Source organism: Quadrisphaera sp. RL12-1S (assembly GCF_014270065.1).
In the GTDB taxonomy this organism is placed as follows: Bacteria; Actinomycetota; Actinomycetes; order Actinomycetales; family Quadrisphaeraceae; genus Quadrisphaera.
The window spans coordinates 56,437-80,831 of sequence record NZ_JACNME010000012.1 but is presented as its reverse complement, the minus strand read 5'-3'; the positions used below and the strand labels follow the sequence as shown (position 1 = coordinate 80,831).

Genomic DNA, 24,395 nt, shown 5'->3' with positions numbered 1-24,395 from the left:
GGAGAACCTACCGCGCCCCGCCGGTGCGGTGGGTCAGTCGTCCCGGTCCCCGTGCACCACGGCCACGGCGGTGCGCGCGTGGTGGATGACCGCGCGGCTCACCGACCCCAGCAGCAGGCCGCGGAACCCGCCGGACCCGCGTGAGCCCACCACCAGCAGCTCCGCCCCGGCGGCGGCGTGCAGCAGCGCCGCTGCGGGGTGCTCGCGCACCACCCGCCGGTGCACCACCACGCCCGTCCCGTCCGCCGCCTGCGCCTCGCGGACCACCTCCTCGAGCAGGTCGGCCTGGGCGCGCTCCAGCGCCAGCAGCTGCTGGTGCGCGGGCCCGTGCTGGCTGGCACCCCACAGGGACGGCGGCTGCCACGCGCGCACGGCCGTCACCTCGGTGCCGCGCACCGCGGCCGCCCGCAGGGCGAAGCGCAGGGCGCACCGGGCGGTCGGTGAGCTGTCGGCGCCCACGACGACGCCGCGCTCCACCATCGTCATCGCCGTCGTCGTCCCCGCTGGTCGCCCCTCGGGGGGTCTGACGACGACGACGGGGCAGCGCGCGTGCACGGCCACCTGCGCGCTGGTGGAGCCGAGCATGAGGTCGGCGAAGGCGCCGTGGCCGCGCGAGCCCAGCACCACCAGCCGCGCCGCGCCGCTCTCCTCCAGCAGCACCGGGACGGCGGAGGCCCAGTCGTGCACGGCGGTGGTCAGGGCCAGCCCCGGGTGCTCCTCGTGGACCCGGGTGGCGGCCCGCTCGGCGAGCTCCTCGCCGAGTCGGCGCAGGTCCGGCGGTGCCAGCAGGGCGCCGGCGGCCTCCGGGCTGGCCACGGGGTGCCAGTCGACGCACACCACCACCCGCAGCGGGGCGTCCAGCCGCTCGGCCTCCCGGGCCGCCCAGGCGAGGGCTCGCTCGGCGCCCTCGGAGCCGTCGTACCCGGTCACCACGTGGCGCCTGCCGGGCGGCGGCGGTGCGGGTCGGCGGCGGACGTCGCGGTGCTGCTCCGAGGTGGACACGCGGGCCCTCCCTGCCTGCTCAGACCGGGCGCCCTCGCCCGGTCGGGAGCCCCGCACGCTACGACCGGCGCCCGCCGGGGGGAAGAGGCTGACGGGCAGCCCCCGCAGGAGGTCCGCCGGGGCTCTGCCCATGACCCGGGGTCTCACTGTTGGTGACTCCGTATCCCTGCCGGTAGCCCCTCTGCCGGTGCTGCCGGACTCCCGGACGCGGACGGACCCATGAGCGCAGCAGCCTTACAGGCGACGTCCAGTCACCGGCTGTGATCAACGGTGTCCTCTGGTACCTGTGTGGAGGTGCTCCTCGACAGGACGGCGCAGCTGGGCGCCATCACCGCAGCGCTCGAGGGCGCCGCGGCCCGGCGCGGCACGACCGTGGTGCTCACCGGACCACCCGGTGCGGGGTTCAGCGCCGTGCTGGAGGCCGCCGCGCACACCGCGCGGGCCACGCCCCGCTGGCTCCTGGTGCGCGCTCGCGCGGTCCAGGAGGAGGCCGGCATCGAACGCGCCCTGCTGCAGCAGCTGGTGAGCCCCCTCGTGGAGGAGCTGGACCGGCTCGCGGCCGCCGGGGAGGAGCTCGCGCCCGCCCCGCGCGCGGCCCTGGACACCGCGAGCGGCTGGGCGGTGCCTGCCCCCGGACAGGTGCCGCTGTCCATGGCGGTGCTCTGGGGCCTGGAGGTCGTGGCGCGCAGCCGGCCGGTGCTGCTGGCGGTCGACGACGTCCCGTGGGCGGACCCCGCCTCGCTGGAGGTGCTGCGGTTCCTCACCCGTCGCCTGTCCGGGGTCTCGGCCTGCCTGCTCCTGGCGGCCCCGGGAGCGGAGCCGGCCCTGGACTGGCCGGACGCGGACCGCGTGCTGGAGCTGGCCCCGCTGGAGCCCGCGGCGGCCGAGGCGCTGCTGGCGCGGGTCGCCCCGGACTCCGGTCCGCACGCGCGCGAGCGCGTGGTGCGGCTCGCGGCGGGCCGCCCCCGCCGGCTGGTGGACCTGGGCCGGCTCGCGCAGGCCTCCGCCCCCACCGCCACCACGGTCGCCCTGCACAGCGCCGCGCTGCCGTGGGTGCAGCGAGCGGTGCAGGAGCTCCGGACGCGTCCGGAGCCCGAGCGCCGCAGGCTGCTGCTGGCCGGGCTGCTGGACGACCCGGCCGGGGCGCCGCTCGTCCGGCGCGCCGAGCACCTCCTCGCCGGTGGCGCCCGCCCCGACGCCCCCGCGGACGCCCGCTACGTCGAGGGGCTGACCGAGCCGCTGGCCGAGGCCGTGCCCGACCCGCTCCTGGCGGAGGTGGCCGCGGAGGGGGTGGAGCCCGAGGAGCGGTCCCGGGCGCACCGGGCCTGGGTGGCGGTGCTCGAGCCCGCCGCGGCCACGGCGCGGGACCAGGGCCGTGCGGAGCTCGCCGTGCGGTTGGCCGCGGAAGCGCGGCGGCAGGAAGGGCTGGCCCTCGTGCTGGCTGCGCCCTCCGCGCCGCCCGAGCACGACGAGACCGCACGGCGGGGCGCGGCGGCGCCCCGGCTGCGCGCCGCGGCGCGGGAGCTGGTGCGCCACGACCCGCGTCGCGCCGGCGACCTGCTCACCCTCGCCGCGCAGCTGGAGGACGACGACGCGCGCCGCACCGACCTGCTCCGCGCCGCGGAGGTCGCCTCCGCCCTGGGACGCACGCTGCTCGCCGGCGTGCTCACCGAGCGGGCCGGCGCCCCGCGCACCCCGCTGGACGAGGCCGTCGCGGCGCGCACGGACGCGGTGCGGGCCCTGGCGCGGGGAGAGCACGAGGCGGCCGCGGGCCAGCTGGTCCGGGCCCTGCAGCGCTGCGCGGACGCCGTCGGCCAGTCCCTCGAGCCGTCCGGCACGGACGGCGCGGGGCAGGAGCACGACGGCGACCGAGGACCCGGGGGAGCAGCGGCCCTGGCGCAGGACGAGGCGCTGCTCACGGCGGCGGTGCTGGCGGTGGTGGCTCGGCGCAGCGCCGACAGCACCACCGACAGCAGCGCCGGGCGGGCGTTGCGCGGTGCGGGCGAGCGGCTGCCGGACTCCCTCGCCGCGAGGGTCCGGCGCCTGGCGAGCCTGCTGGTGCCGTGGCGGGACGCGGTGCCGGAGGAGCAGCTGGAGGCGCTGCTCGAGGCGCTCGACGTGCTCGACCGCGGTCCGGTGCCCGTGCTCCGGTGGGCCGCGGACGTCGCCCGGGCGCTGGGACGCGGTGACCTCGTGCTGGCCGTGGCGGGATCTCGGGCGCCGCACCTCACCGGTCCCGCGGCGGTGGACCTGCACCTCGCGCGGTACGCGGCCAGCTTGGACAGCTCGATCGCCCGGGCGGAGCGGCACATCGAGGCCGCGCGCGGCCAGCTGCGGCACGCCCCGGAGCTGGCCCCGGCGGTGGCGCAGGCCCAGGCGGTGGTGGACGTGGTGCGCTGCTACAGCGCGAGCGAGCTGGAGGGACCGCTGCCGCCGGTGGAGCCCCTCACCACCGAGACGGACGGCGCCCGCTGGGCGCACGCCCAGAGCCACCGCCTGCGCGGAGAGGTACAGCTGGCGGCGCAGGCGCTGCGCCCCCTGTGGGTCGCCGGGCGGGCGCCCAGCACCGGCGCGCTCGTGAGCTCCATCCCCTACGTGATGTCCCTCAAGGCGTCCGGTGCCGACCCCGCCGAGCTGCGCGCCGTCCTCGACCAGGTGGCCGCGTGGGCGCAGGGCAGCGGCGCGCCGCTGGCGCGCGTGAGCAGGCTCCTGTGCGAAGCGCTGACCAGCGACGACCTGGCCGAGCAGGAGGCACTGCTCACGACCGCCGCGGCGCAGGGAGGTCCCGCCCTGGTGACGGGCACCGCCCAGCTCGCGCTGGGGATGCTCCTGCGCCGGGCGCGCCGCGCGGTGGCCGCCCGGGACCCGCTCCAGCGCGCCGCCGAGGTCTTCGAGGGTGCAGGCATGCCCGGCTTCGCCCGGCAGGCGCAGCGAGAGCTGGCGGCCACCGCGCCGCAGCGGCCGCTGCGGCGCGTGGGGTCGCGCGAGCTCACCAGCCAGGAGCGCGAGGTGGCGCACCTGGCAGCGCAGGGGGCCAGCAACGCCGAGGTGGCGCTGAGCCTGGGCATCAGCTCGCGCACCGTGGCGCACCACCTGCAGAAGGTCTACGCCAAGCTCGGCATCACCGGCCGCCAGCAGCTCAGCGCCCGTCTCGACAGGGTGTGAGGCTCCCGCCGGCACCGGCCCGTCGCGGCCCGGGCACGACGAAGCCCCTGCCAGCGGTGCTGGTCAGGGGCTCTTCGTGGTGTCCGAGGGGGGACTTGAACCCCCACGCCCTATACGGGCACTAGCACCTCAAGCTAGCGCGTCTGCCTATTCCGCCACCCGGACGAGTGCGTGGACGACAGTAGCACCCGCACCAGACGCTCCGGAGGACCCCTCGGCGCGCGCTGCGCCGCGCCGCTGGGCCGGACGGGTGGACCGGCCCGAGACCGCTCAACCCGGACGCTCCTCGCGCCGACAGCCGGGGCGTGATCACTGGTCCCACCCAGAACTACGCCGACCCGACGCTCACCGCCCGGCGCGCCCGCCCGCTGCTCGCGATGGCCGTGCGGGTCGCCGTCGTCGTCGGCCCGTTCGTGCTGGCGCTGGTGGTGGGGCTGGTGGCGGCCGTCGCCCTCCCGCCGGACCGGCTCGGGCTGCCCGTGTGGCTGTGGCTGGGCGGGGTGGTGCTCCTCACCTCCGGTGCGCTGTTCGTGTGCTCGCGCTGGTTGCGACGGCTGGCTCCGCTGTCGGCGCTGCTGCGCCTCACCCTGGTGCTGCCCGACGGTGTGCCGCACCGCTTCACCCTCGCGCGGCGCCGCTGGTCACCGGGGGCCCTGGAGGGGTCCCACCGCGGGGGAGAGGCCTCCGGCCAGCGGGTGCTGGCGCTGGTGGCCACCCTCGCCGCCCACGACGACCGCACACGCGCCCACGGCGAGCGGGTGCAGGCCTACGCCGCGCTCATCGGCCGGGAGCTGGGCCTGTCAGAGCCGGACGTCGACCGCCTCAGCTGGGTGGCGCTGCTGCACGACGTCGGCAAGGTGCACGTGCCGGTGGAGGTCATCAACAAGACCGGGCGCCCCAGCGAGGAGGAGTGGGCCCAGCTCCAGGGCCACCCGCACCACGGCGGTGAGCTGGTGGCGCCGCTGCGCGACTGGCTGGGCGACTGGCTGGACGGCGTCGAGCAGCACCACGAGCGCTGGGACGGCCGCGGCTACCCCCGCGCGCTGGCGGGGGAGGACATCTCGCTGGCAGCCCGCATCATCGCGGTGGCCGACACCTACGACGTCATCACCTCCGCCCGCTCCTACAAGAAGCCCATGACCGCCGAGCAGGCCCGCGCTGAGATCACGCGCTGCGCGGGGGAGCAGTTCGACCCCGCGGTCGTCCGGGCCCTGCTGGGCGTGGGCATCGGCTCTCTGCGCCGGGTGGCCGGCCCGGCGACGCTGCTCGCCGCCCTGCCCTTCGGCCTGGCCGCCCCCGCGCAGGCCGCCACCGCGGTGACCTCCGCCGCCTCCACCGCCGGCGCCCACGCGCTGACGGCGGTGGCCGTGGCCGCGGCGGGCGTCGGGGGAGCGGTGACCGCGGCCGGCGCCTTCGACCTCCCCGCGGCCACGGCTGCCGCGCGCACCCAGCTCGTGGCAGCGGTGCTCGGGGACGACGACGGCGGCGCTGCGTCCCCGAGCACCGCCGCGGCCCCCGGGAGCGGGTCGGGAGCGGATCCGGCGCTCGGCCGGTCCGCGACGCCGGCCGTCACCGGCGGTGCGGCCGCAGCGGCGGCACCGGATGCCGCAGGGGCACCCGCCGCGGGCCAGTCCGGCGCTGTGGGGACCCCGTCGGGCAGCGCCGCACTCGCCGGCGGCACGCCCGCAGCGCCGTCGGCCGCTGGGGCGGGCACCTCAGCGGCGGAGGTGCGGACCGGCGCGTCGTCGTCCGGGGTGCCGCTGGCGGGACCGTCGGTGTCGGTGCCGGGGGTGTCCGTGCCGGGCGTGTCGGGGCCGTCGGTGTCCGTGCCGTCCGTCTCGGTGCCCGGCGTGACCGTGCCTCGGGTGTCGGTGCCGGGGGGGACCGTGCCTCCGGTGTCGGTGCCGTCCGTCTCGGTGCCGCCGGTCTCGGTGCCGTCCGTGACCGTGCCCCCGGTGTCGGTGCCGTCCGTCTCGGTGCCGTCCGTCTCGGTGCCGTCCGTGACCGTGCCGCGGGTGAGCGTCGCACCGTCGCAGCCGACCTCGCAGCCGACCTCGCAGCCCTCCTCCGCACCCACCTCGGTTCCGAGGATCACGCTGCCGCCGGTGTTCGGGCGCTGACCGGCGCGGCGGTCGACCGGGGCCCCCGCACCTCGACAGCCCGACCGGGTGCCGGGTTCGAACACGTGATGCAGACTGCCCGACGTGCTCGGCGACCCCACCCCGACGACGGCGACGCCGACGCCAGGGACCACCGGCGCCGTCACCGTGCTGCACGTGCCCGGTGACCACGACTACGTCGAGCACACCGGTGACCCGCGCGTGCCCGGCGTCGTCGTCCTCGAGTCCCCCCGGGCGCCGGGCAGCGGGTGGGCGCCCTCCCCGGCGCTGGACGCCGCGTGGGTGACGGAGAACGCCCACCGCTTCGACGTGCTGCACCTGCACTTCGGCTTCGAGGGGCGCACGCCGCAGCAGCTGCACGACCTCCTCACCGCCGTCCACCGCGCCGGCAGGGCCCTGGTGCTGACGGTGCACGACCTGGAGAACCCCCACCTCACCGACCAGCGCCCCTACACCGCGCTGCTCGACGTGCTGGTGCCCGGGGCGGACGCCGTCGTGACGCTGACCCCCGGTGCCGCGGCGGAGGTCGCCCGGCGCTGGGGCGTCGAGGCGCTCGTGGTGCCGCACCCGCACATCGCCCCGCTGGAGGAGATCGGCCGGCCCCGCGGTCCCCGTCCCGAGGGCGACCGCCTCGTGGGGGTGCACCTCAAGAGCCTGCGCGCCAACCTCGTGGCGGTGCCGGTGCTGCGGAGCCTCGCCGCCGCGGTGCAGGGCCTCGCGGGGGTGCGGCTGCGCGTGGACGTGCACGCCGAGGCGCTCGACCCCGGCTTCGGCCGCCACGACCCGGAGCTGGCCCGCTGGCTGAGCGAGGCCCACGACCGCGGCGACATCGACCTGCACGTCCACGACCGCTTCGACGACGCGCAGCTGAGCGACTACCTGCGCTCCCTCGACGTCTCCGTGCTCGCCTACGGCCACGGCACCCACTCGGGCTGGCTGGAGCTCTGCCACGACCTCGGCACCCCCGTGCTCGCGGGCCGGACCGGCTACCTGCACGAGCAGCAGCCGCTGGTGGAGGTGGACCTGCTCGACCCCGACGACGTCGCCCGCGGCCTGCGGCGCGCGCTCGACGGCGTGCCGGGCGCGGCCGCCACCGCGGCGCAGCGCCGCGAGCAGCGCCGCGAGGTGGCCGGCGCCCACCGCGACCTCTACCGGCGCCTCACCAGCTCGGCGGCCCGCGCGTGATCGGCTGGTACGTGCACCACCACGGGGTGGGGCACCTGCAGCGGCTGGTGGCCATCACCCGGCACCTGCGCACGCCCGTCACCGCGCTGAGCTCCGCGCCGCGGCCCGCGGGCTTCGCGGGGCAGTGGGTGCAGCTGGACCGCGACGACGACGAGCCGGTCGACCGCTCCACGGCCACGGCCGGCGGCGCGCTGCACTGGGTGCCGCTGCACCACGACGGCCTGCGCTCGCGCGGCGCCGCGGTGGCCGAGTGGGTGGCGCGGGAGCGGCCGCAGCTGGTGGTCACCGACGTCTCGGTGGAGATGACCGCGCTGGTGCGCCTGCTCGGGGTGCCGGTGGTGGTGGCGGCGATGCTCGGGGACCGCCACGACCCCGCGCACCGGCTGGGCCGCTCCCTCGCCCAGGCGCTGCTGGCGCCGTGGCCCGCCCCCCGCGGTGGGACCCAGGACGACGACGACGAGACGCCCGTGCTGCACGTCGGGGCGTTCTCCCGCTTCGACGGCCGCGACGCTCCGGCGGACGCGTCCGAGCCGGGCCGCGTGCTCGTGCTGTGGGGCAGCGGCGGGCGGGACGTCACCGACGCCGACCTGCGCGCCGCCGTCGAGGCCACCCCGGGGTGGCGCTGGGAGCACCGGGTGCCGGGCTCGGCCTTGTCAGCGCCGTCAGCGCCGTCAGCCCTGCCAGCCCCGTCAGCCTCTGGTGACGGTGTCTGGGACTCGCTGCTGCGCGCGGAGGTGGTGGTCGTCCACGGCGGGCACAACGCCGTGGCGGAGGTCGCCGCCGCTCGCCGCGCCGCCGTCGTCGTCGCCCAGCAGCGGCCGTTCGGAGAGCAGGTGCGCCGCGCGCAGCTGCTGCGCGGCGAGGGACTGGTGGCGCTGGACGCCTGGCCGCAGGCCCACGAGTGGCCGGCGCTGCTGGAGCGGGCCCGGGAGGTGGGCGCCGGACCCTGGCGGCGCTGGGCCCCGGGTGACGGCGCCCAGCGCGCCGCGGCCCACCTCGACGCGATGGCCGCCACCGGCGGGCGGCTGGCGTGACGACGGGGACGACGGGGACGGCGAGGACGGCGGTCCAGACGATCGTGGCGGGGCGCCACGACCACCTGCGCGGCCAGCTGCACGGCCTGGCGGCGCAGACCTCACCGCCGGAGCTGCACGTGGTCGCCACCATGGGCGACCCGGTGGTCCGCTCGGTGCTGGACGAGGTGCCTGCGGCGGCCGGCACGCGGCGCGTCGTCGTCGACGTCGACGTCGACGCTGACGGCCCCGACCGCGGGGAGGGAGCGGGGGAGCTGCCGCTGGCCCGCGCCCGCAACGCGGCCGCCGCGGCGGCCGTCGCGCACGGCGCTGAGCTGCTGGTGCTCCTCGACGTCGACTGCGTCCCCTCGCCCGAGCTCGTGGCCACCTACCAGCGGGCCTCGGCGTCGCGGGAGGTCCGCGCGGCCGCGGGGCCGTCGCTGCTGTGCGGGCCGGTCGCGTACCTGCCGCCGCACGTGCGGGTCACCGGGCCGGCGGACCTGGCGGCGCTGCCCGGGGCCGCGGCGCCGCACGCCGCGCGTCCCTCTCCGCCCGACGGGCAGGTGCTGCTGGCCGGTGAGGACCAGTGGTGGCTGTTCTGGTCCCTGTCGTTCGCGGTGACCGCGCGCGACTGGCAGCGCTTCGGCGGCTTCTGCGAGGAGTACACCGGCTACGGCGGGGAGGACACCGACGTCGCCGCCACCGTGCGCGACCTCGGCGGGTCCCTGTTCTGGGTGGGCGGCGCCCACGCCCACCACCAGCACCACCCGGTGTCGAGCCCGCCGGTGCAGCACCTGGCGGCCGTCGTGCGCAACGGGGCGGTGTTCCGCCGCCGCTGGGGCTGGTGGCCGATGACCGGTTGGCTGGAGGCCTTCCGCGCCGACGGCCTGGTGGACTACGACGCCGCGACCGACACCTGGTCGCTCGCGGGCCCCAGGCCCCTGCCGCCGGACAGAGTGCTGGACAGAGCGCCGGACACCGGGCCGGACGCCGCGACGTCCAGGAGCAGCTGCTCGTAGCCGTCGACCATCGCGTCGGACGACAGGTGGGCCAGCGCCGCCGCGCGCACGGCGCGGCGGTCGAGGGAGAGCACGGGGTCGATGGCCGCGGCCATCGCGAGGATGTCGTCGGGCGGGACCACCGCGCCCACCTGCTGGCCCGCGCCCAGGCGCAGCACCTCGGACAGGCCGCCGCGGTCGAAGGCCACCACGGGGGTGCCGCACATGGCGGCCTCGGCGGCCACCAGGCCGAACGGCTCGTCCCACGCGGGCGTCACGAGCACGGCGCTGGCCGCACCGACCGCGCGCACGAGGTCGTCGCCGCCGAGGTGGCCGTGCCAGGTGGCGGCGGCGCCCAGGTGGGGGGCCACGTAGGCGGAGAAGTAGTGCCGGTCCAGCACCGGGCCCACCAGGTGCAGGTGGTGCCCCGCGGCCGCGGCCGCGGCCAGCGCCAGGTGCGGGGCCTTCTCCGGCACGATCCGCCCGAACCACAGCAGCCCGCCGCCGCCCGGGCCGAGCGGCCAGCGGCGCGGGTCCACCCCGTTGTGCACGACGTCGGCGGAGCCCACCCAGGGCGCCCACTGCCGCGCGGTGTACCGGCTGACGCTGGAGAACGCGTGCGAGGAGCCCCCGGCGTCCAGCGCCGAGGTCAGCCACGGCGTGGGCGGGGTGTGCAGCGTGGTGAGGGTGGGGAACGGCAGTGTGTCGGCCATCGACAGCGGCAGGTGGTGCAGGGAGTTGTTGTGCACCACGTCCACCTCGTGCGCGTACGTGGTGCGCAGCGCCGTCAGCACGTTCAGGTGCGCGTGGTGCTCGCGCAGGAAGGCCTCGGCGGGCATCGAGGTGTCCTGCCGGGACAGCTCGTCCGGGCGCCACCCGCCACCGGCCAGCAGCTCCGGCTGCGCCGCGCTGGACCCGGCCGCGGCGAACAGCAGCACCCGGTGCCCCCGCGCGCGCAGCCCCGTCACCAGCCCGCCGACGAACGACTCCAGGCCGCCCGAGTACGGCTCCGCGATGGGGTAGCGGCTCGGACCGAGGACGGCGACCGTCAGCCGCCGGCCCGAGGCGACGGGGGAGACCACGGGGGAGATCGCTGCGCCGAGGGCGGTGGGGCGGCTCGGCGAGCGGGGCGTCACGCCTCGATGCAACCACCTCGGCCCCCCTGCGCCCGCCGTGGTCGGCCGACTGGCCGGACGGTCGCACGCCCCTACTGTTCTGGAGGTGCTGACGGGTGAGGTGACGGGCCGGCACCGGCACTACGGGATCTTCTACGGCCTGGAACCGGTGCCGCAGGACGAGCGCCCGCTGGTGCTCGTGCACGGCAACTGCCAGGCGGAGTCGCTGCGCGTGCTGCTGGCCGGCGGTCCCTCGCAGACGCAGCCTCCCTCGCAGACGCAGCCCCCCTCGCCGGTGCGGACGGTGCGCGTGCCGCCCGTGCACGAGCTCACCGCCGAGGACCTGCCCCACCTGGACGCGCTGCTCGCCCAGGTCGACGTGCTGGTCTCCCAGCCCGTGGCGGACGGCTACCGCGGTCTCCCGCTCGGCACCGCCGAGGTCGCGTCCCGCGCGCTGCGCCGCCCGCAGCTCGTGGTGGTGCCCGTGCTGCGCTGGGCCGCGCTGCACCCGTTCCAGGTGGTCGTGAGGTCGCCCGGGGCGGGCGAGCCACCGCTGGTGCCCTACCACGACCTGCGCACCCTGGCCCTGGCCGCGGGAGCCGCGCCGCTGCCGGAGGTCCCCTCCGCGCAGGCCGTGCGCGCTGTGCGCGACCTGTCCGCGGCCGAGCTGCGCACGCGCCAGACCCGCCACGGCTCGCTGCCCGTGGTCGACCTCTTCACCGAGGCCGGAGCGCGGGCCACCCACACCGTCAACCACCCCGGCAACGCGGTGCTCCTCGGGCTCGCCGGCCGCGTGCTGGCCGCCGTCGGCCTGCCCGACCGCGTCACCGACCCCGGCCGGACCCTGCTGGACAGCGTCCACGCGCCCGTGCTGCCCGAGGTGCTCGACGCCCTGGGCCTGGCCGCGGACCCGGGCGCCGCTCGCGCCTCGTGGACCGTGGCCGGGCGAGAGGTCGACGACGACGAGGTGCGCGAGGCCCACCTGCGCTGGTACGCCGAGCACCCCGGCGTCGCCGAGGCCGGCCTGGCGCGCCACGCCGCTGCCGCCGCGGCCCACGCGGGGCTCGCGGGTGGCGGCGCTGCCGGACCGGGCCGGGCCGCGTGAGCGTCGTCTGCCTGGTGGTCGGCCCCGAGGAGCACGGCGTGGTGGAGGTCGCCCTCGACCAGCACCGCGCGCTGGCCCGGAGCGCGTCCGACGCGGCGCCGGTGCACCTGGTGCGTCTCGCCGAGCGCCCCGGGAGCGAGGCCCTGCTCGAGGCCGTGCGGGCGGCACCGCCCGGTCCGGTGCTCGTGCACGTCACCGACAAGCTCTTCGGCCGGGGGCCCGAGGAGGCCGCCGACGCGCTCGTCGCGCTGGCCGGGGAGCGGCGCCTGGTGGTGGCGCTGCACGACCTGCCGCAGGCCAGCGACGGCGCGGTGAACCACCCGCGGCGCGCCGCCGCGTACCGGCGCGTGGCGCAGGCCGCGGCCGCCGTGGTGGTGGCGAGCCGCCACGAGGAGAGGCTGCTGCGCGCGTGCTGGCCCGGGGACGGGCCGGACGGGCTCGACGTCGTCGTCGTCCCCCTGCCGGTGCCGGTGCTCGCGGGCGGTCTCGCGCAGGCGGCCGGGGCACCCGCTGACCCGGACGCCCCGCTGCAGGCGGTGGCGGTGCTCGGCTACCTGTACCCGGGCAAGGGGCACGACGCCGTGGTCGATGCGCTCGACGTGCTGCCCCCGGGCGTCGGGCTGCTGGCGTGGGGCAGGCCGTCACCCGGGCACGAGGACCTGGTCGAGGCCCTGCGGGAGCAGGCCGGTGCGCTCGGCCGGACCGCCGAGGTGACCGGCTGGGTGCCGGTGGAGGACCTGCCGGGCCTGCTGCGCTCACCCGTGGTGCCGGTGGCGCCGCACGCGCACCTGTCGGCGTCGGGCTCCATCAACGCGTGGGTCGCGGCGGGCCGGCGCCCGCTGGTGCCGCGCAGCGACTACGCGGACGAGCTGCTGGAGCGCACCCCGGGCTGCGTGCTGGTCTACGACGACCTGCCAGGCGCCCTGGCGCGCGCGTGGGCCGACCCGGCCAGCACGTGGGCGGCTCCCGGTGCGCCGACCGGACCGACCGTGGAGGAGACCGCGGCGCAGGTGCGCGCGGTGCTGGACGGGCTCGCGTGAGCGGCCCGAGCACCACCACCGTCTCGGTGGTGGTGCCGCACTACGAGCTGCCGCACGACCTGGCGCTGGTGCTCACGGCGCTGGAGCTGCAGGACCACCCGCTGCACCTGCTCGACGTGGTGGTGGCCGACGACGGCTCGGCGCAGGCGCCCGACCCCGGCGAGCGGCCCTACCGGGTGCGCGTGGTCGCGCAGGCCGACGAGGGCTTCCGCGCCGCCGCCGCGCGCAACCTCGGCGCCGCCGCGAGCACCGGGGAGGTCATCTGCTTCCTCGACGCCGACACCGTGCCCGAGCCCGGCTACGTCTCCGCGGTGGTCCGCGCGGTCGAGGCGGGCGCCGACCTCGTGGTGGGCCGGCGCCGCCACGGCGACCTCGCCGCCACGTCGCCGGACCAGCTGCGCCGCTGGCTCGGTTCCGGTGACGCCGGCGCCGCGCCGCGGGAGTTCGAGGAGCCGGCGTGGCTGCTCGAGGCCTACGAGCGCACCGACCACCTGCGCAGCGCGGGCGACGACGCCTACCGCTTCGTCATCTCCGCCGTGCTCAGCACCACGCGCGCCCTGTTCGAGCGGGTGGGTGGCTTCGAGGAGTCGTTCACCGCGTACGGCGGGGAGGACTGGGAGCTCGCGCACCGCTGCTGGCTGGCCGGCGCCACCTTCCGCCACGAGCCGTCCGCGGTGGCCTGGCACGACGGCGAGGACTTCGCCGGCCGCACCGACGACGACGACGCGCGCCGCTCCCGCAACGTGGAGGGGCTCGCGCTGGCGCGGTTCGTGGCCGGCCCGGCCACGCGCGGGCAGCCGGGTGGAGCGCTGGTGTGGGACCACCCCGACGTCGTCGTCGTCCTCGACGACGCGACTGCTGACCCTGCGGACGTGGTCGCCTGTGTGGCGTCCCTGCTCGCGGGCAGCGACGCGGGCGTGTGGCTGCGCGAGGGGCGGGTGGCCGAGCTCCTGGACGACCCGCGCGTGCACGTCGGCGAGCCGCCGCGAGCGGTGCTGGGGCGCTGCCGCTACCGGGTGGACCTCGACCGGCCCGTGGTGCTGGCCGGTGCGACGCTGGCCGAGCTGGCGGAGGTGGCGCCGGTGGCCGTGGGGGAGCACCTGCTGGTGCGGCGCACCCGTGACGACCACCGCGCTGACGGTGCGGACGTGCTGGCGCTCGACGTGGCCGGCGTGTCAGCCGACGTGCCGCAGGAGGTCGACCTGCAGCGGGCCTGGGGCCGGGCCGACCACCAGCACGAGCCCCGCTTCCAGCGGCCTGCTCACCGGTCCGAGCGCACGCCGTTCGTCGCCACGGAACGGCCGAGCGCCTCGGCGTAGGCGGGCACCACGGCGTCGTCCACGGCGCCGTCGGCCACCAGCTGCACCAGGCAGCGGACCGCGAGGTCCGGCGAGGCGTACACGTGGTGGGCCAGCAGCGCGAGGTGCGTGAGCTGCTCCGCGGAGAGCTCGTCCAGGCGGCCGAAGTCCTTGACGTAGGCGACGTCGGCCTCGATGACCTGCTGGTGGTTGGTGAAGATGTAGCCGTCGATGACCGCGGGGGCGATCGGCCACTTCTTGAGCGTGGCGAAGGTGTGCAGCACGAAGCCCTGGGCGCGCAGCTCGGCGTCGACCTCGCCGAACAGCGGCTGCCCCTCGTACAGCGGCGCGAACGACATCTCGGTGTGCACGGCCACCGCACCCGCCAGGGTGGCGCGGCCGTTCTGGAAGATGGGCAGCTCCGAGCCCTGCACGTCGATCTTGAGCAGGTCCATCGGGCCGAGGTCGGTGATGTCGTCCAGGCGCGTGGTCTGCAGGGTGGTGCGGCTCAGCACCTCGCCGTAGCGGGCGAACTCGTTGAGGGTGGACAGCCGCGCGACGTCGGGCTCCAGCAGGCTGGTCATGCCGTTCATCCACGTGACCTTGAGCTCGTGCTCGCCGCCGTCGCCGACGGCGTGCGGCAGGTACCGCTCGTGCGGGCCGGCGGCGTCGAGGAGGAGCTGTAGCGCCTCCGGCTGCGGCTCGAACCCGGTGACCGTGCACAGGCCGGCGCGCAGCATGTCGACGTAGGGCGGGTCGCCGTCGATGGGGTTGGCGCCGATGTCCACCACGGCGGTGAGCCGCTCGGGGGCCAGCAGGTCGGTCCAGGTGCGCGTCACGGGGTCCCCTCTGGTCGGCTGCCGGTGCCGACGGACCCCGGTCTTCGGCACGTTACGGCGGCGGCGCCAAGGTCGCCCGCGCTGGTGCAGTCCAGGGGCAGGAGAAGCCCGTCCCTGACCCTGGACTGCACCGCGGTGGCCCGGTTGACGGGCCGGCGGCCGGCACCGAGCCTGTCCCCGTGACCTCGACCGCACCCGTGAGGCCGGTCTCGTGAGGGTCCTCCACCTGGCGCAGGCGGCCGCGTGGGAGCGGGCCCGCCAGCTCGGTGAGTACCGGGGGTCCACCCTCGGCGCGGACCTCGACGACGTGGGGTTCGTCCACGCCTCGACCGCGAGCCAGCTCCCGGCGGTGGTGGCGGCCCTCTACGACGGCGAGGACCTGGCAGACCACGTGCTGCTCGTCGTGGACGTCGCCGCGTGCGAGGCCGCAGGCTCTCCGGTGCGGTGGGAGCAGGCGTCGGCGGGCCAGCCCTCCTACCCGCACGTCTACGGCCCGGTCCCCGTGGACGCCGTGGTCGAGGCGCTCGGGGTCTCGCGTGACGACGACGGCGTGCTGGTCCTGCCTGACCTCGGCGGTCTCGACGTGGCCGTCAGCCCGCCCCGACGCTGAGGGGCGGCGACGTCGGTCAACCCGCCGGTCGCGCCGGCGGGGCGACCGGCGTCCACGCCGGCTCGGCCAGGGCCAGCCACCTCGCCGCCGTCGCGCCGTCGAACGGGGCCTGGCGCGCCGTCACCGCCGCGAGCACCGCGGCGCTGGCGGCGCGCGCCTGCGCCTGCAGCTCCGGGGGGTAGGCGTAGCGGACGCGGTGCAGCTCGAACTCGTCCTCGTCGTCGACGAACGGCTCCTCGCCCACCCGCTGGACCACGTCGAGGTCGAGGTCGGACATCGTCACGCGCCCCGCCGACCAGACCGCCGGGGTGGTGATGTCGACGTACGTGGTCACAGCGGAGGCGCCGCCGCCGTCGTAGAGGGTCGCCGCCCAGTGCTGGCCGCGGGGGACGCACAGCACGTTGGCGCGGTCGTAGGTGAACGCCAGCCCCGGCCGCCACGTGAACGTGCCCGCGGGGGAGTGCAGCCACGTGCCGTGCTCGTCCTCGCCCAGCAGCCGGGTGCCGATGTGCCAGTGCGGGGAGCCGTCGTACTTGGTGAACGCCACCTGCACCTCGTCACCGATCACGACGACGACGCTAGCCGCGCCCGCTGACGGCCCCCTCGGGGGACGCGGCCGGTCCCCAGACCCCGCTGCGCCCCGACAGCGCCCACCCAGCGGCGGCGACGGCCGTGAACGCCGCCGCCAGCGCTACTACGCACGCGGGCCCGGCGCCGACGGCCAGCGCACCGACCCCGGCGAGCAGGCTGACCCCGACCGCCGTCCCGACGTCCTCTCCCAGCTCCAGCGCCACGCCGCCGTGGGTGGTGGTCGTCCCGTCGCGCACGTCGAACCCGTCCAGCGCCTGTGCCATGACCCTGGGGTAGGAAGCGCCGACGGCCAGACCGCTGACGGCCGCCACCAGGCACAGCACGACGCTCCCGGCGACGACGTCCGCGGTCAGCGCCCCGGCGAACACCACGAGCAGCAGCCCGCACACCGGGAAGGCCACCCCGGCCACGCGGTGGGCCGCCCTCGCCGAGAGCCGAGCGCCATGCCCTCCGCCGCTGACCAGCGCCCACGTCAGGGCGCTCACCGCCACGAGCACCGCGGCCAGCACTCCCGTGCGGTCCAGGTAGGTGACCGCCAGCAGCGGCAAAAGCGCGTCGAGGGAGAAGTAGCACCCGCACACCAGCGCCAGCACCCAGCCACCGGCCTGCACGCGCCGCTGCCCGGGCACGGTCAGTCGCAGCGCCCGCCGGAACGGCAGCACCAGCACCAGGACGCAGAGGACGAGGGCGGCGACGACGCCCAGCGCAGGTCCGAGACGCGCCTGTGCGCCGACGGCCACCTGCACCACCGCGAGCCCGCCGGCCACAGCGAGGAACGCCCCGGGGCCGCGGACCCTCGTCGGCTCAGCGGGCGGCTCCCGCACCACCACGCGCATGGCCCGGGAGATCCCCAGACGGCCCGCCAGGAGCAGCAGCGCCGGCCACGCCATCGCCGTCCTCCAGCCCAGGCTCAGCAGCAGTGCGCTGTTCACCAGCGGTGCCACGAGGGACGGCACCACCCACATGAGCGCGAAGAGGCCGAACGCGCGCTCGCGCTCACGGGCGTCGGGGTAGAGCTGCGCGAGCACCCCCAGCCCCAGCCCGGCCATGAGGCCAGCGGCCACGCCGCGCAGCGCGAGCCCGGCGACGACCCACACCATGCTCGGCGCGGTGACCGTGACGGCGACGCCGAGCAGGAACACGAGCGTGGACGCCCACAGCTGCACCTGCGGGCCGAGCCGCCCGTGCAGGTACGCCCCGAACGCCATGAACGCGATGCTCACCACGCCGGAGGCGGTGACCGCCGGGCCGTACAGCGCGGTGCCCCCGAGCTCGCGGGCCGCCACCGGCAGCACCGCCGAGTAGCTGAGGCCGCCGACGCCGGCGGCGAACTCCGTCAGCAGGAACGCGCCGAGCAGGCGCCCGCGGGCGCCGCGGAACAGGTCCCGCAGCGCGGCTCGCGGCGGTGGGGCGCCGTGTCCTCCTCGCACGGCCCGCACCGTAGTGGCGATCACCGACACCGGACCTGGCGCGTGGTCCAGCTCTCAGCCGGTCGGGCCTGCGGGGGGGACCGCTGGCACTTGTGCTGGTGGCCCCCGCGTTCCACCCTGTGACGTGCTCAAGGAGGCGCTGCGCCGGCTGCTCGCGCGGCTGGTCGGACCGGTCGAGGAGGAGTGGCCGCCCGAGCTGCTCGAGCTCGACCGCCGCGCCTCCGTGGCCATGACCCTGTGCACCTGCGGCCACATGTGGCACCTGCACGAGCACCCCTACGTCCGCACCGTCTGCGACGCGTGCGCCTGCCAGCGCTTCCGCCCCGCCCAGCGCCCCGACGCCGGCGCCGGCGCCGCCAGCAGGTACTGACGGCGAGGCGCGGTCACCGCGGGTCGCCGAGCATCGAGACCGGCCGTCCGGCGTCGCGCCGCCACGTGTCGGTGGACCGCTGGTGCTCCAGCGCCGCGGTGACCCGGTCCGCCAGCGCGGCCCCCGCCTCGCGCTCCACGAGGTGGAGGCCCAGGTCGATGCCGGCGCTCAGGCCTCCCGCGGTGACGACGTCTCCGTCGTCGACCACCCGGTGGTCGAGGACGCGCGCGCCGGCGGCCGCCAGCTCGGCCTTCGCCGACCTGTTCGTCGTCGCCGGACGCCCGGTGAGCAGCCCCGCAGCGGACAGCAGGAACGCACCGGTGCAGACCGAGGCCACCCACCGCAGGCCCGGCGCGAGCTCCGCCAGCCGCGCGGGCAGAGCGCCGTCCTGCGCCTGCGCCCACGCGCCCTGCGGGGCGCGGTTCAGCCACCCACCGCCGGGGACGACGACGGCGTCGGGCACCTCCGCGCCGGCCCCCAGCCCGTGCTCGACCACGATCCGCGTGCCGTGCTGCGCCAGCACGGTGCCGGGGCCGTGCGCCCCGACGAGCTGCACGGAGAGGTCCGCCCCCTGGCCGGCGACGTTCGCCAGCGGCTCCAGGGGCCCGAAGACGTCCAGCTCGTCGAACCCGTCGAACACCACGATCTCGATGCGCATGCGGCCAGGCTGCCGCTTCCCCCGAGGTGGGTGGGAGTGGCACGTTCGCCACTGTGGGCAACGATCTCGTCAGAAGCGCACACGAGGACGACGACGGGCGCCACGTGCTGGTGGTGCTCGCGCTCGCCGACGTCGTCGCCCTCGACCTGACCATCGCCACCCACGTCTTCGGCCACGGGGACGTGGGCTACCGCGTGCACCTGGTGAGCGTCGACGGGCGCCCGGTCCGGACCACCAGCGGCTTCTCGATCACGGTGGACGGCGACCTGTCCGCCCTGGCGTCGGCGGACACGGTGCTGGTGCCCGGCTACGACCGGCGCCCGGTGCCCGACGGGGTGCTGGCGGCGCTGCGAGACGCCGCGGCCCGCGGGGCCCGGATGGCGTCCATCTGCTCGGGCGCCTTCGCGCTGGCCGAGGCCGGGCTGCTCGACGGCCGCGCCGCCACCACGCACTGGGCGCAGGCGGCTGACCTGGCGCGGCTGCACCCGCGGGTCGACGTGCGGCCCGGCGTCCTCTACGTGGACGAGGGCGCGGTGGCGACCAGCGCCGGCGTCGCCGCCGGCATCGACCTGTGCCTGCACCTGGTCGAGGTCGACCACGGACGTGCGGCGGCGGTGGAGCGAGCGCGGCACGTGGTCGCCCCGCTCCACCGGGCGGGAGGGCAGGCGCAGTTCGTGCCGCCGTCGGTCGCGGTCGCAGGTTCGCAGGACGGCGCACCGCCGGCCGGCTCCCTGGCGGGGGTGGTGGCGTGGGCCCTGGACCACCTCGAGGAGCCGATCTCCGTCGAGGACCTCGCGCGCCGGGCGCTCATGTCGCCGCGGTCCTTCTGCCGGGCGTTCGCGCGGGCGACGGGGACGAGCCCGCACCGGTGGCTGACCGCGCAGCGGCTGCGGGTCGCGTGCCGGCTGCTGGAGGACCCCGACGTCACCATCGACAGGGTCGCCCAGCGGTCGGGGCTCGGGACGGCGGTCAACCTGCGCCAGCACTTCCGCGCCGCCTACGGGACCACCCCCACCGCCTACCGGGCCGCCTTCACCCCGGCCGCTGTCGCGGGGTCTTCCTAGGGTCGTCGCCGTGGACGGACGGGACTGGCTGACCAGGACGCGAGACTCCTACGACGCGGTCGCCGAGAGCTACGCCGACCTGCTCAGCGGCTACCTCGAGGCGACCCGCACGACCGCGCGCAGCTGCAGCTGTTCGCCGACCTGGTCGAGCAGGACGGCGGGGGCCGCGTCCTCGACGTGGGCTGCGGCCCGGGCCACCTGACCGCTCACCTGGCCGGGCTCGGCCTCGACGCCACGGGCGTGGACCTCTCGCCGGCGATGGTGCGGCGCGCCAGGCTCGACCACCCCGGCGTGCAGTTCGAGACCGCGTCGATGACGGACCCGCCCGCGGCCGACGGGTCGTTGGCGGGGGTGCTCGCCTGGTACTCGCTCATCCACGCGCCCGACGACGTCGTCGTCGGCGTCCTCGACGGCTTCGCCAGGGCGCTGCGCCCCGGCGGGCTGCTGCTGACCGCCTGGCACGTCGGTGACGTGGTGAGGCGGAAGACGCAGGGCTACGGCGGCCTGCCGATGGCGGTGGACGTGCACCGCCGCACGGTGGCGCTGACGTGCGGCTGGCTGCGGGACGCCGGCTTCGAGCTGCTGGAGACGACGCTGCGCGAGCCCGACGCCGAGGTGCCCCAGGGCAGGGTCCTCGCGCGGCTGCCCTCGCCGCCGTCGCCGCGATCGGCGCGGCTGGCTCAGCAGTGACGGGACGTGGACCTAGCTGTGTCTTACGCATTGTGAGACACTGGGCAGGTGCCTGAGACCATCACCTTCCGCCCCGACGAGGACGCGCGTCGGGCGCTCGCAGTGCTCACCGCGGACGGCTCGTCGGTGTCGACTGCCGTCCGAGCCGCTCTCATCGAGGCAGCGCGCGCGGTGGTCCAGGAACAGCTCCGCGCAGAAGCCTCTGCGCTGGCAGCCGACCCTCTGGACCGAGCGGAGTCGGCGCAGGTGCTGCGAGACATGGAGGCGCTGCGTGCGTGGTGAGGTCCACCGCCTGCGCGCACCCCGAGGCCCGCATGCCGCACGCGGGCACGAACAGGGCGGACCGCGGTACGCCGTCGTGGTGCAGTCCGACCTCCTGCCCCTGTCGACGTGGCTGGTGGCTCCCACCTCGACGTCTGCGCGCGAGGCGACCTTCCGCCCGCTGGTGGAGGTCGGCGGGCAGCCCACGCGGGTCCTGGCGGAGCAGACCGCAGCGGTCGACCCCAGCCGGCTCGGGGACGCCGTCGGCTACCTCAGCCTCGACGAGCTCCAGCGCGTCGACGCTGCCCTGCGCCTGGTCCTGGACCTCTGACGGGTGGGCTGTCGGCCCCCTCCGCCAGGATGCGCGCCATGACGTTCGTGAACGCGGGGACCCTCGGTGCGGTGGCCGGCAGGAGGGACGAGCTGGTCGCGCACCTCACGCGCCGCAACGACGCGCTGCGCCAGGTGGGCTGCCAGCTGTACGAGGTCGGTGTGAGCGACGACCAGCCGGACACGGTCTTCGTCGCCGAGGTGTGGGACAGCGCCGAGGCGCACCGCGCGTCGCTGCAGCTGCCCGAGGTGCAGGAGGCCATCGCCGCCGCGCGTCCGATGCTGTCGGGGGAGTTCGGCGGGTTCCGGTTCGACGTGGTGGGGTCGCCCCTGCATGACTGAGCTCCCCGCCGACTCCCACGTGCACAGCGAGTGGTCGTGGGACACCGGCGGCCCGCGCTCGCAGGCCGCCGGGACCATGGAGGCCACCTGCAGGCGGGCGGTGCGGATCGGGCTCCCGGCGCTCTTCTTCACCGAGCACCTGGACCTGGAGGACGCCTGGCGGGCAGACCGCGAGGACCTCACGCCCGTGCAGCGGCACCTCGTGGACGACACCGGGCACGTCGCCCTCCCGCGGTTCGACGTGGCGGGCTACCTCGAGAGCGTCGAGCGGTGCCGGGCGCAGTTCCCCGAGCTGCGCATCCACACGGGCGTCGAGTTCGGCCAGCCGCACCTGCGCGAGCGGGAGGCCCGGCAGCTGCTGGACCTGGACGCCCTCGACCGCGTCATCGGGTCGCTGCACACCCTGCCCTGGGGCGAGGACCGCGCTGAGCCGAACACCCTCTACCGGTTCCTGGCTCCCGAGGAGGTGATGACCGCCTACCTCGAGGAGGTGCCCCGCCTGGTGGCCGGAGACGCGCCCTTCACCGTGGTCACCCACCTCGACTACGCCGTGCGCACCTGGCCGGTCGAGGACGCCGGGCCGTTCGACCCGCGCCGGTTCGAGGAGCCGTTCCGCGTGGCGCTGCGCGCCATCGCCGACAGCGGACGCGCGCTGGAGATGAACACGCGGCGCCTGTGGTCGTGGCTGCCGCAGTGGTGGGCGCAGGAGGGCGGTCGGGCTGTGACGTTCGGCAGCGACGCGCACGTGCCCGAGCTGCTGGCCTCCCACTTCCCCGAGGCGGTGGCGCTGGTCGAGCACTTCGGCTTCAGCCGCGGCAGCCGCCCCGAGGACCCCTGGACCCGCTGAGCCGGAGAGCGGCTCCTCACCCTCAGGCGCGTCACGTCCCCATCGTGATCCGCTGCGCAAGCCGTTTGCGGCTGCCAGGGCCGTGGTCCCCGGGTGCGGTGGCCGTCCGCCCATGATCACGGACGGGGCGGGGGTCAGGGGAGGTCAGGCATTGGCTCGGCGAAGACGCGGAACCCGTCACGCTCGGCGTGCATCCGCCACAGGTGCCCGGCGAGGACGTCCGGGTCGTGCGTGGGGTGCCCCACCTCGATGCCCCCGGGGATGATCAGCTGCCCGACGTGCACACCGTCGTCGGCGAGGGCCGTGTGCAGCATCCGCGCGTACGCGCTCTCCCCGGCGAACGCCACCGACGTGCCCGCCACCGCGGGGTTGGGGCGGGCGCCGCTGCCGCCGTTGACGAACAGCAGCGTCCCGCGGCCCGCCCGCCGCATGCCCGGCAGCACCTCGCTCACCACCGCCTGCGGACCGAGGATGGAGAACTCGACGGCGGCGCGCAGGTCGTCCGCGCCCGTCTCGAGCACCGGCCGCAGGAACTCCGGCTGCGGGATGGGGCTGTACTGCACCACCTCCGCGGGCCCGAGGTCCTCGGCGGCGCGGCGCAGCGCCTCGCGCAGCGACCCGAGGTCGCGCACGCTCGCGGCGTAGCCGCGGGCGTCGACGCCGCGGGCGCGCAGCTGGTCGGCCAGCGCGTCGACGTTCGCCTGGGTGCGGGAGACCAGGGCGACGGCGAAGCCCTCAGCGCCGAACCTGCGGGCTGCTGCGGCGCCCAGGCCCGGACCTGCTCCGATGATGACGGCGGTGGTCATGGCGCTCCTCGTCGATCGCGGTGGTACCCGACCCAGCCTGGGGCACGACGACCCGACGAGCGAAAACGCGTCGCCTCGCGCAGGCCTGGCCGCCTAGCGTCCGCCCGTGACCAGAGGCGTCCTGGGCGGCCCAGACGAAGCGCCTCTCGTCGTGCCGAGCCGCGGAGCGCCGTGCGCCGTCCGCTTCGACGGGAAGCTGCGCTGGTACTGGTGGGGCCCGGTCGGGCACGGGTGGGCCGACCCGGTGGCCGCCCAGGGGGACCGAGTGCTCTCGTGGGAGACCGAGGAGGAGTGCCTCGCGGACGCCCTCAGACGTGGTTGGGAGCACGACCCCGACCAGCAGGGCGACCGCAGCACGCTGGTCTCTGACCTCACGCCGGCGCAGGACTGGCTCGCCCGCCGCAGGACGTGGCTGGACGTCGAGGCGGGTCTCAGTCTGTGGAACTGGGCCGGAGACGTCAGCCACAGCACCGGCGGGTGCTGGAACCCGCGCGGGCGGTCGGTGGACCACTGCTACGACAAGCTCGTCGCGGCGAACGTCCCCTACCTCTTCGACCTCGACTCCTACCGGCCCACGTGGACGGCGCACCAGCTGACGGTCCTGCGGCGCGTGCTGGGCGAGGCCGTCCACGTGGTGCGCAGCGGCTCCGGCGGCCTGCCTCGGCGCGCCCACCGGCGTCAGAAGAACTCGTCCAGCAGGCGGTAGAAGGGCAGGAGGCCGCGATCGCGCGCGCTCGCACCGCAGTGCGCCAGCAGCTCCTCGGCGGCGGCCCCGCCGAGCCGGTCGCGGGTGCTCCGGTGCGCGATCGCCAGGTCGCGGCACCGGTCGGCCACGCCGAGCCGCTCGACGTCGAGCAGGCCCGTCACCTCCCCGGTGTCGTCGAACAGGATGTTCGGCAGGCCGGGGTCTCCGTGGCAGACTGCCAGCTCCTCCTGCGACGGCAGGCTCGCGTCGAGCGCGGTGAGCAGCTGCGCCGCCGACCAGCCCCGGTGCTCGGGGTCGAGGTCAGCCAGGTCCACCAGGCCGTCGGCTGCTCGCCGCCGCGCGGCCGTCGTCGTCGTCCTCAGGCGGGCGTCGAAGGGGCAGCTGGTCACGGGGAGCGCGTGGAGGGCCCGCAGCACCTCGGCGAGGGAGGCGGTGGCGCGCGGCCGCGCGGCGGGGTCGAGGTGGGTGGCGGGGCGGCCGGGAACGGTGGTGGTGACCAGGCCGGACTCGCCCAGGGAGACGACCTGCGGGCACGGCAACCCCTGCGCGCCCAGCCAGGTCAGGCGGGCGGACTCGGCCGCCAGCCGCTCGGGGGCGTCCTGCTTGCGGTGCACGCCGCGGCCGCGCCACACCCGCGCGCCCGACTTCCCGGCGGTCACCGGCTCCCACTCGCCCACCCGTGCTCCTCCCGCCCGTGACGCCGGACAGGCAGAACCCTGGCAGGAGACCCGGTCGGGGCGCCCCTGGGGACTTCTGCCTGTCGGGCGTCACACCGGCCGCCCAGCAGCACCGGCAGCAGCACCGGCAGAC

At 76.8% G+C, this 24,395-nt stretch carries 25 protein-coding genes, 1 tRNA gene and 1 pseudogene; 18 read left to right on the top strand and 9 right to left on the bottom strand.

The genetic code is table 11. From position 1 onward, the window contains the following. Window positions 1-33: 33 nt before the first annotated feature. On the bottom strand, window positions 34-1,002 hold the full coding sequence (locus H7K62_RS17745) for a universal stress protein (RefSeq protein ID WP_186720982.1): 969 nt from the start codon (window positions 1,000-1,002) through the stop codon (window positions 34-36). Window positions 1,003-1,290: 288 nt separating this feature from the next. Here H7K62_RS17745 and H7K62_RS17740 point away from each other — a divergent pair, with 288 nt between their 5' ends. After that, window positions 1,291-4,167, top strand: coding sequence for a helix-turn-helix transcriptional regulator (locus tag H7K62_RS17740; RefSeq protein WP_186720980.1), 2,877 nt, complete (start codon window positions 1,291-1,293; stop codon window positions 4,165-4,167). Between the two features lie 77 nt (window positions 4,168-4,244). Here H7K62_RS17740 and H7K62_RS17735 read toward each other — a convergent pair. Then, window positions 4,245-4,332, bottom strand: a tRNA-Leu gene (locus H7K62_RS17735). Between the two features lie 140 nt (window positions 4,333-4,472). Between H7K62_RS17735 and H7K62_RS17730 the strand changes: the two genes are divergently transcribed. The 4 genes from H7K62_RS17730 (at window position 4,473) to H7K62_RS24230 (ending at window position 9,504) form a co-directional block, all read left to right on the top strand. Then, entirely contained in the window at window positions 4,473-6,287 is a 1,815-nt protein-coding gene (locus tag H7K62_RS17730; protein WP_186720978.1) for an HD domain-containing phosphohydrolase, read from the top strand. An 84-nt stretch (window positions 6,288-6,371) separates the two neighbouring features. Beyond that, window positions 6,372-7,472: a glycosyltransferase gene (locus tag H7K62_RS17725; RefSeq protein ID WP_186720976.1), complete on the top strand. Its 1,101-nt coding sequence runs from the start codon at window positions 6,372-6,374 to the stop codon at window positions 7,470-7,472. Further along, the gene (locus tag H7K62_RS17720; protein ID WP_186720974.1) at window positions 7,469-8,506 is read left to right on the top strand and encodes a hypothetical protein; all 1,038 of its coding nucleotides are present in this window, start codon (window positions 7,469-7,471) and stop codon (window positions 8,504-8,506) included. The genes H7K62_RS17725 and H7K62_RS17720 overlap by 4 nt, the downstream gene beginning before the upstream one ends. Continuing rightward, window positions 8,503-9,504: a glycosyltransferase family 2 protein gene (locus H7K62_RS24230; RefSeq protein ID WP_370591838.1), complete on the top strand. Its 1,002-nt coding sequence runs from the start codon at window positions 8,503-8,505 to the stop codon at window positions 9,502-9,504. Before H7K62_RS17720 ends, H7K62_RS24230 begins: the two co-directional genes overlap by 4 nt. Before the next feature lie 44 nt (window positions 9,505-9,548). Here H7K62_RS24230 and H7K62_RS17715 read toward each other — a convergent pair. Continuing rightward, window positions 9,549-10,565, bottom strand: a pseudogene (locus H7K62_RS17715) (glycosyltransferase); the annotation flags it as partial. A 139-nt stretch (window positions 10,566-10,704) separates the two neighbouring features. Here H7K62_RS17715 and H7K62_RS17710 point away from each other — a divergent pair. Genes H7K62_RS17710 through H7K62_RS17700 form a run of 3 tightly spaced genes read left to right on the top strand, consistent with a single transcriptional unit; the run spans window position 10,705 to window position 14,062 of the window. Continuing rightward, window positions 10,705-11,703, top strand: a complete 999-nt coding sequence (locus H7K62_RS17710) for a WcbI family polysaccharide biosynthesis putative acetyltransferase (protein WP_222437810.1) — start codon at window positions 10,705-10,707, stop codon at window positions 11,701-11,703. Next, window positions 11,700-12,743, top strand: coding sequence for a glycosyltransferase (locus H7K62_RS24225; RefSeq protein ID WP_186720972.1), 1,044 nt, complete (start codon window positions 11,700-11,702; stop codon window positions 12,741-12,743). Before H7K62_RS17710 ends, H7K62_RS24225 begins: the two co-directional genes overlap by 4 nt. Next, on the top strand, window positions 12,740-14,062 hold the full coding sequence (locus H7K62_RS17700; protein WP_186720970.1) for a glycosyltransferase: 1,323 nt from the start codon (window positions 12,740-12,742) through the stop codon (window positions 14,060-14,062). Before H7K62_RS24225 ends, H7K62_RS17700 begins: the two co-directional genes overlap by 4 nt. Here H7K62_RS17700 and H7K62_RS17695 read toward each other — a convergent pair. Then, the gene (locus tag H7K62_RS17695; RefSeq protein WP_186720968.1) at window positions 14,005-14,880 is read right to left on the bottom strand and encodes an FkbM family methyltransferase; all 876 of its coding nucleotides are present in this window, start codon (window positions 14,878-14,880) and stop codon (window positions 14,005-14,007) included. The genes H7K62_RS17700 and H7K62_RS17695 overlap by 58 nt on opposite strands. A gap of 211 nt (window positions 14,881-15,091) precedes the next feature. Here H7K62_RS17695 and H7K62_RS17690 point away from each other — a divergent pair, with 211 nt between their 5' ends. Next, window positions 15,092-15,490 carry a DUF952 domain-containing protein gene (locus H7K62_RS17690; protein WP_186720966.1) on the top strand — a complete coding sequence of 133 codons (399 nt, stop codon included), beginning with the start codon at window positions 15,092-15,094 and terminating at the stop codon, window positions 15,488-15,490. Between the two features lie 16 nt (window positions 15,491-15,506). Here H7K62_RS17690 and H7K62_RS17685 read toward each other — a convergent pair whose 3' ends face one another. Beyond that, window positions 15,507-16,058, bottom strand: a complete 552-nt coding sequence (locus H7K62_RS17685) for a DUF402 domain-containing protein (RefSeq protein ID WP_186720964.1) — start codon at window positions 16,056-16,058, stop codon at window positions 15,507-15,509. Between the two features lie 10 nt (window positions 16,059-16,068). Next, on the bottom strand, window positions 16,069-17,511 hold the full coding sequence (locus tag H7K62_RS17680) for an MFS transporter (protein WP_186720962.1): 1,443 nt from the start codon (window positions 17,509-17,511) through the stop codon (window positions 16,069-16,071). A 124-nt stretch (window positions 17,512-17,635) separates the two neighbouring features. Between H7K62_RS17680 and H7K62_RS17675 the strand changes: the two genes are divergently transcribed. Beyond that, window positions 17,636-17,881 (top strand): hypothetical protein, encoded by a 246-nt coding sequence (locus H7K62_RS17675; RefSeq protein ID WP_186720960.1) that lies wholly within the window; start codon window positions 17,636-17,638, stop codon window positions 17,879-17,881. A 13-nt stretch (window positions 17,882-17,894) separates the two neighbouring features. Here H7K62_RS17675 and H7K62_RS17670 read toward each other — a convergent pair whose 3' ends face one another. Beyond that, window positions 17,895-18,539, bottom strand: a complete 645-nt coding sequence (locus H7K62_RS17670; RefSeq protein ID WP_186720958.1) for a DJ-1/PfpI family protein — start codon at window positions 18,537-18,539, stop codon at window positions 17,895-17,897. A gap of 53 nt (window positions 18,540-18,592) precedes the next feature. Here H7K62_RS17670 and H7K62_RS17665 point away from each other — a divergent pair, with 53 nt between their 5' ends. Genes H7K62_RS17665 through H7K62_RS17640 form a run of 7 tightly spaced genes read left to right on the top strand, consistent with a single transcriptional unit; the run spans window position 18,593 to window position 22,073 of the window. Continuing rightward, complete coding sequence (locus H7K62_RS17665) at window positions 18,593-19,603, top strand: GlxA family transcriptional regulator (RefSeq protein WP_222437809.1); 1,011 nt, start codon at window positions 18,593-18,595, stop codon at window positions 19,601-19,603. Between the two features lie 10 nt (window positions 19,604-19,613). Then, window positions 19,614-19,805 carry a hypothetical protein gene (locus tag H7K62_RS22935; RefSeq protein WP_255480671.1) on the top strand — a complete coding sequence of 64 codons (192 nt, stop codon included), beginning with the start codon at window positions 19,614-19,616 and terminating at the stop codon, window positions 19,803-19,805. Continuing rightward, window positions 19,781-20,293, top strand: a complete 513-nt coding sequence (locus tag H7K62_RS17660; protein WP_370591837.1) for a class I SAM-dependent methyltransferase — start codon at window positions 19,781-19,783, stop codon at window positions 20,291-20,293. The genes H7K62_RS22935 and H7K62_RS17660 overlap by 25 nt, the downstream gene beginning before the upstream one ends. A gap of 48 nt (window positions 20,294-20,341) precedes the next feature. Further along, window positions 20,342-20,575: a hypothetical protein gene (locus H7K62_RS17655; RefSeq protein ID WP_186720956.1), complete on the top strand. Its 234-nt coding sequence runs from the start codon at window positions 20,342-20,344 to the stop codon at window positions 20,573-20,575. Continuing rightward, window positions 20,565-20,885 (top strand): type II toxin-antitoxin system PemK/MazF family toxin, encoded by a 321-nt coding sequence (locus tag H7K62_RS17650; protein ID WP_186720953.1) that lies wholly within the window; start codon window positions 20,565-20,567, stop codon window positions 20,883-20,885. Before H7K62_RS17655 ends, H7K62_RS17650 begins: the two co-directional genes overlap by 11 nt. 38 nt (window positions 20,886-20,923) lie before the next feature. Further along, window positions 20,924-21,226, top strand: coding sequence for a putative quinol monooxygenase (locus H7K62_RS17645; RefSeq protein WP_186720951.1), 303 nt, complete (start codon window positions 20,924-20,926; stop codon window positions 21,224-21,226). After that, window positions 21,219-22,073, top strand: coding sequence for a PHP domain-containing protein (locus H7K62_RS17640; protein ID WP_186720943.1), 855 nt, complete (start codon window positions 21,219-21,221; stop codon window positions 22,071-22,073). The genes H7K62_RS17645 and H7K62_RS17640 overlap by 8 nt, the downstream gene beginning before the upstream one ends. A gap of 134 nt (window positions 22,074-22,207) precedes the next feature. Here the strand turns inward: H7K62_RS17640 and H7K62_RS17635 are convergent, their stop codons facing one another. Next, the gene (locus tag H7K62_RS17635; protein WP_186720941.1) at window positions 22,208-22,879 is read right to left on the bottom strand and encodes an SDR family NAD(P)-dependent oxidoreductase; all 672 of its coding nucleotides are present in this window, start codon (window positions 22,877-22,879) and stop codon (window positions 22,208-22,210) included. A gap of 106 nt (window positions 22,880-22,985) precedes the next feature. On the opposite strand from H7K62_RS17635, the gene H7K62_RS17630 reads away from it, so the two are divergent. Further along, a complete protein-coding gene (locus H7K62_RS17630; protein WP_186720934.1) occupies window positions 22,986-23,585 on the top strand; it encodes a hypothetical protein in 600 nt (199 codons plus the stop codon). Here H7K62_RS17630 and H7K62_RS17625 read toward each other — a convergent pair. Then, window positions 23,558-24,262 (bottom strand): APH(3') family aminoglycoside O-phosphotransferase, encoded by a 705-nt coding sequence (locus H7K62_RS17625; protein WP_186720932.1) that lies wholly within the window; start codon window positions 24,260-24,262, stop codon window positions 23,558-23,560. The two genes, H7K62_RS17630 and H7K62_RS17625, sit on opposite strands and share 28 nt — an antisense overlap. Window positions 24,263-24,395 lie beyond the last annotated feature (133 nt).

Bases quoted from the DNA above. Each gene is read 5' to 3' on its own strand.
- H7K62_RS17670 (WP_186720958.1), bottom strand. From the start codon at position 18,539: ATGCGCATCGAGATCGTGGTGTTCGACGGGTTCGACGAGCTGGACGTC.
- H7K62_RS17645 (WP_186720951.1), top strand. From the start codon at position 20,924: ATGACGTTCGTGAACGCGGGGACCCTCGGTGCGGTGGCCGGCAGGAGG.
- H7K62_RS17640 (WP_186720943.1), top strand. From the start codon at position 21,219: ATGACTGAGCTCCCCGCCGACTCCCACGTGCACAGCGAGTGGTCGTGG.
- H7K62_RS17635 (WP_186720941.1), bottom strand. From the start codon at position 22,879: ATGACCACCGCCGTCATCATCGGAGCAGGTCCGGGCCTGGGCGCCGCA.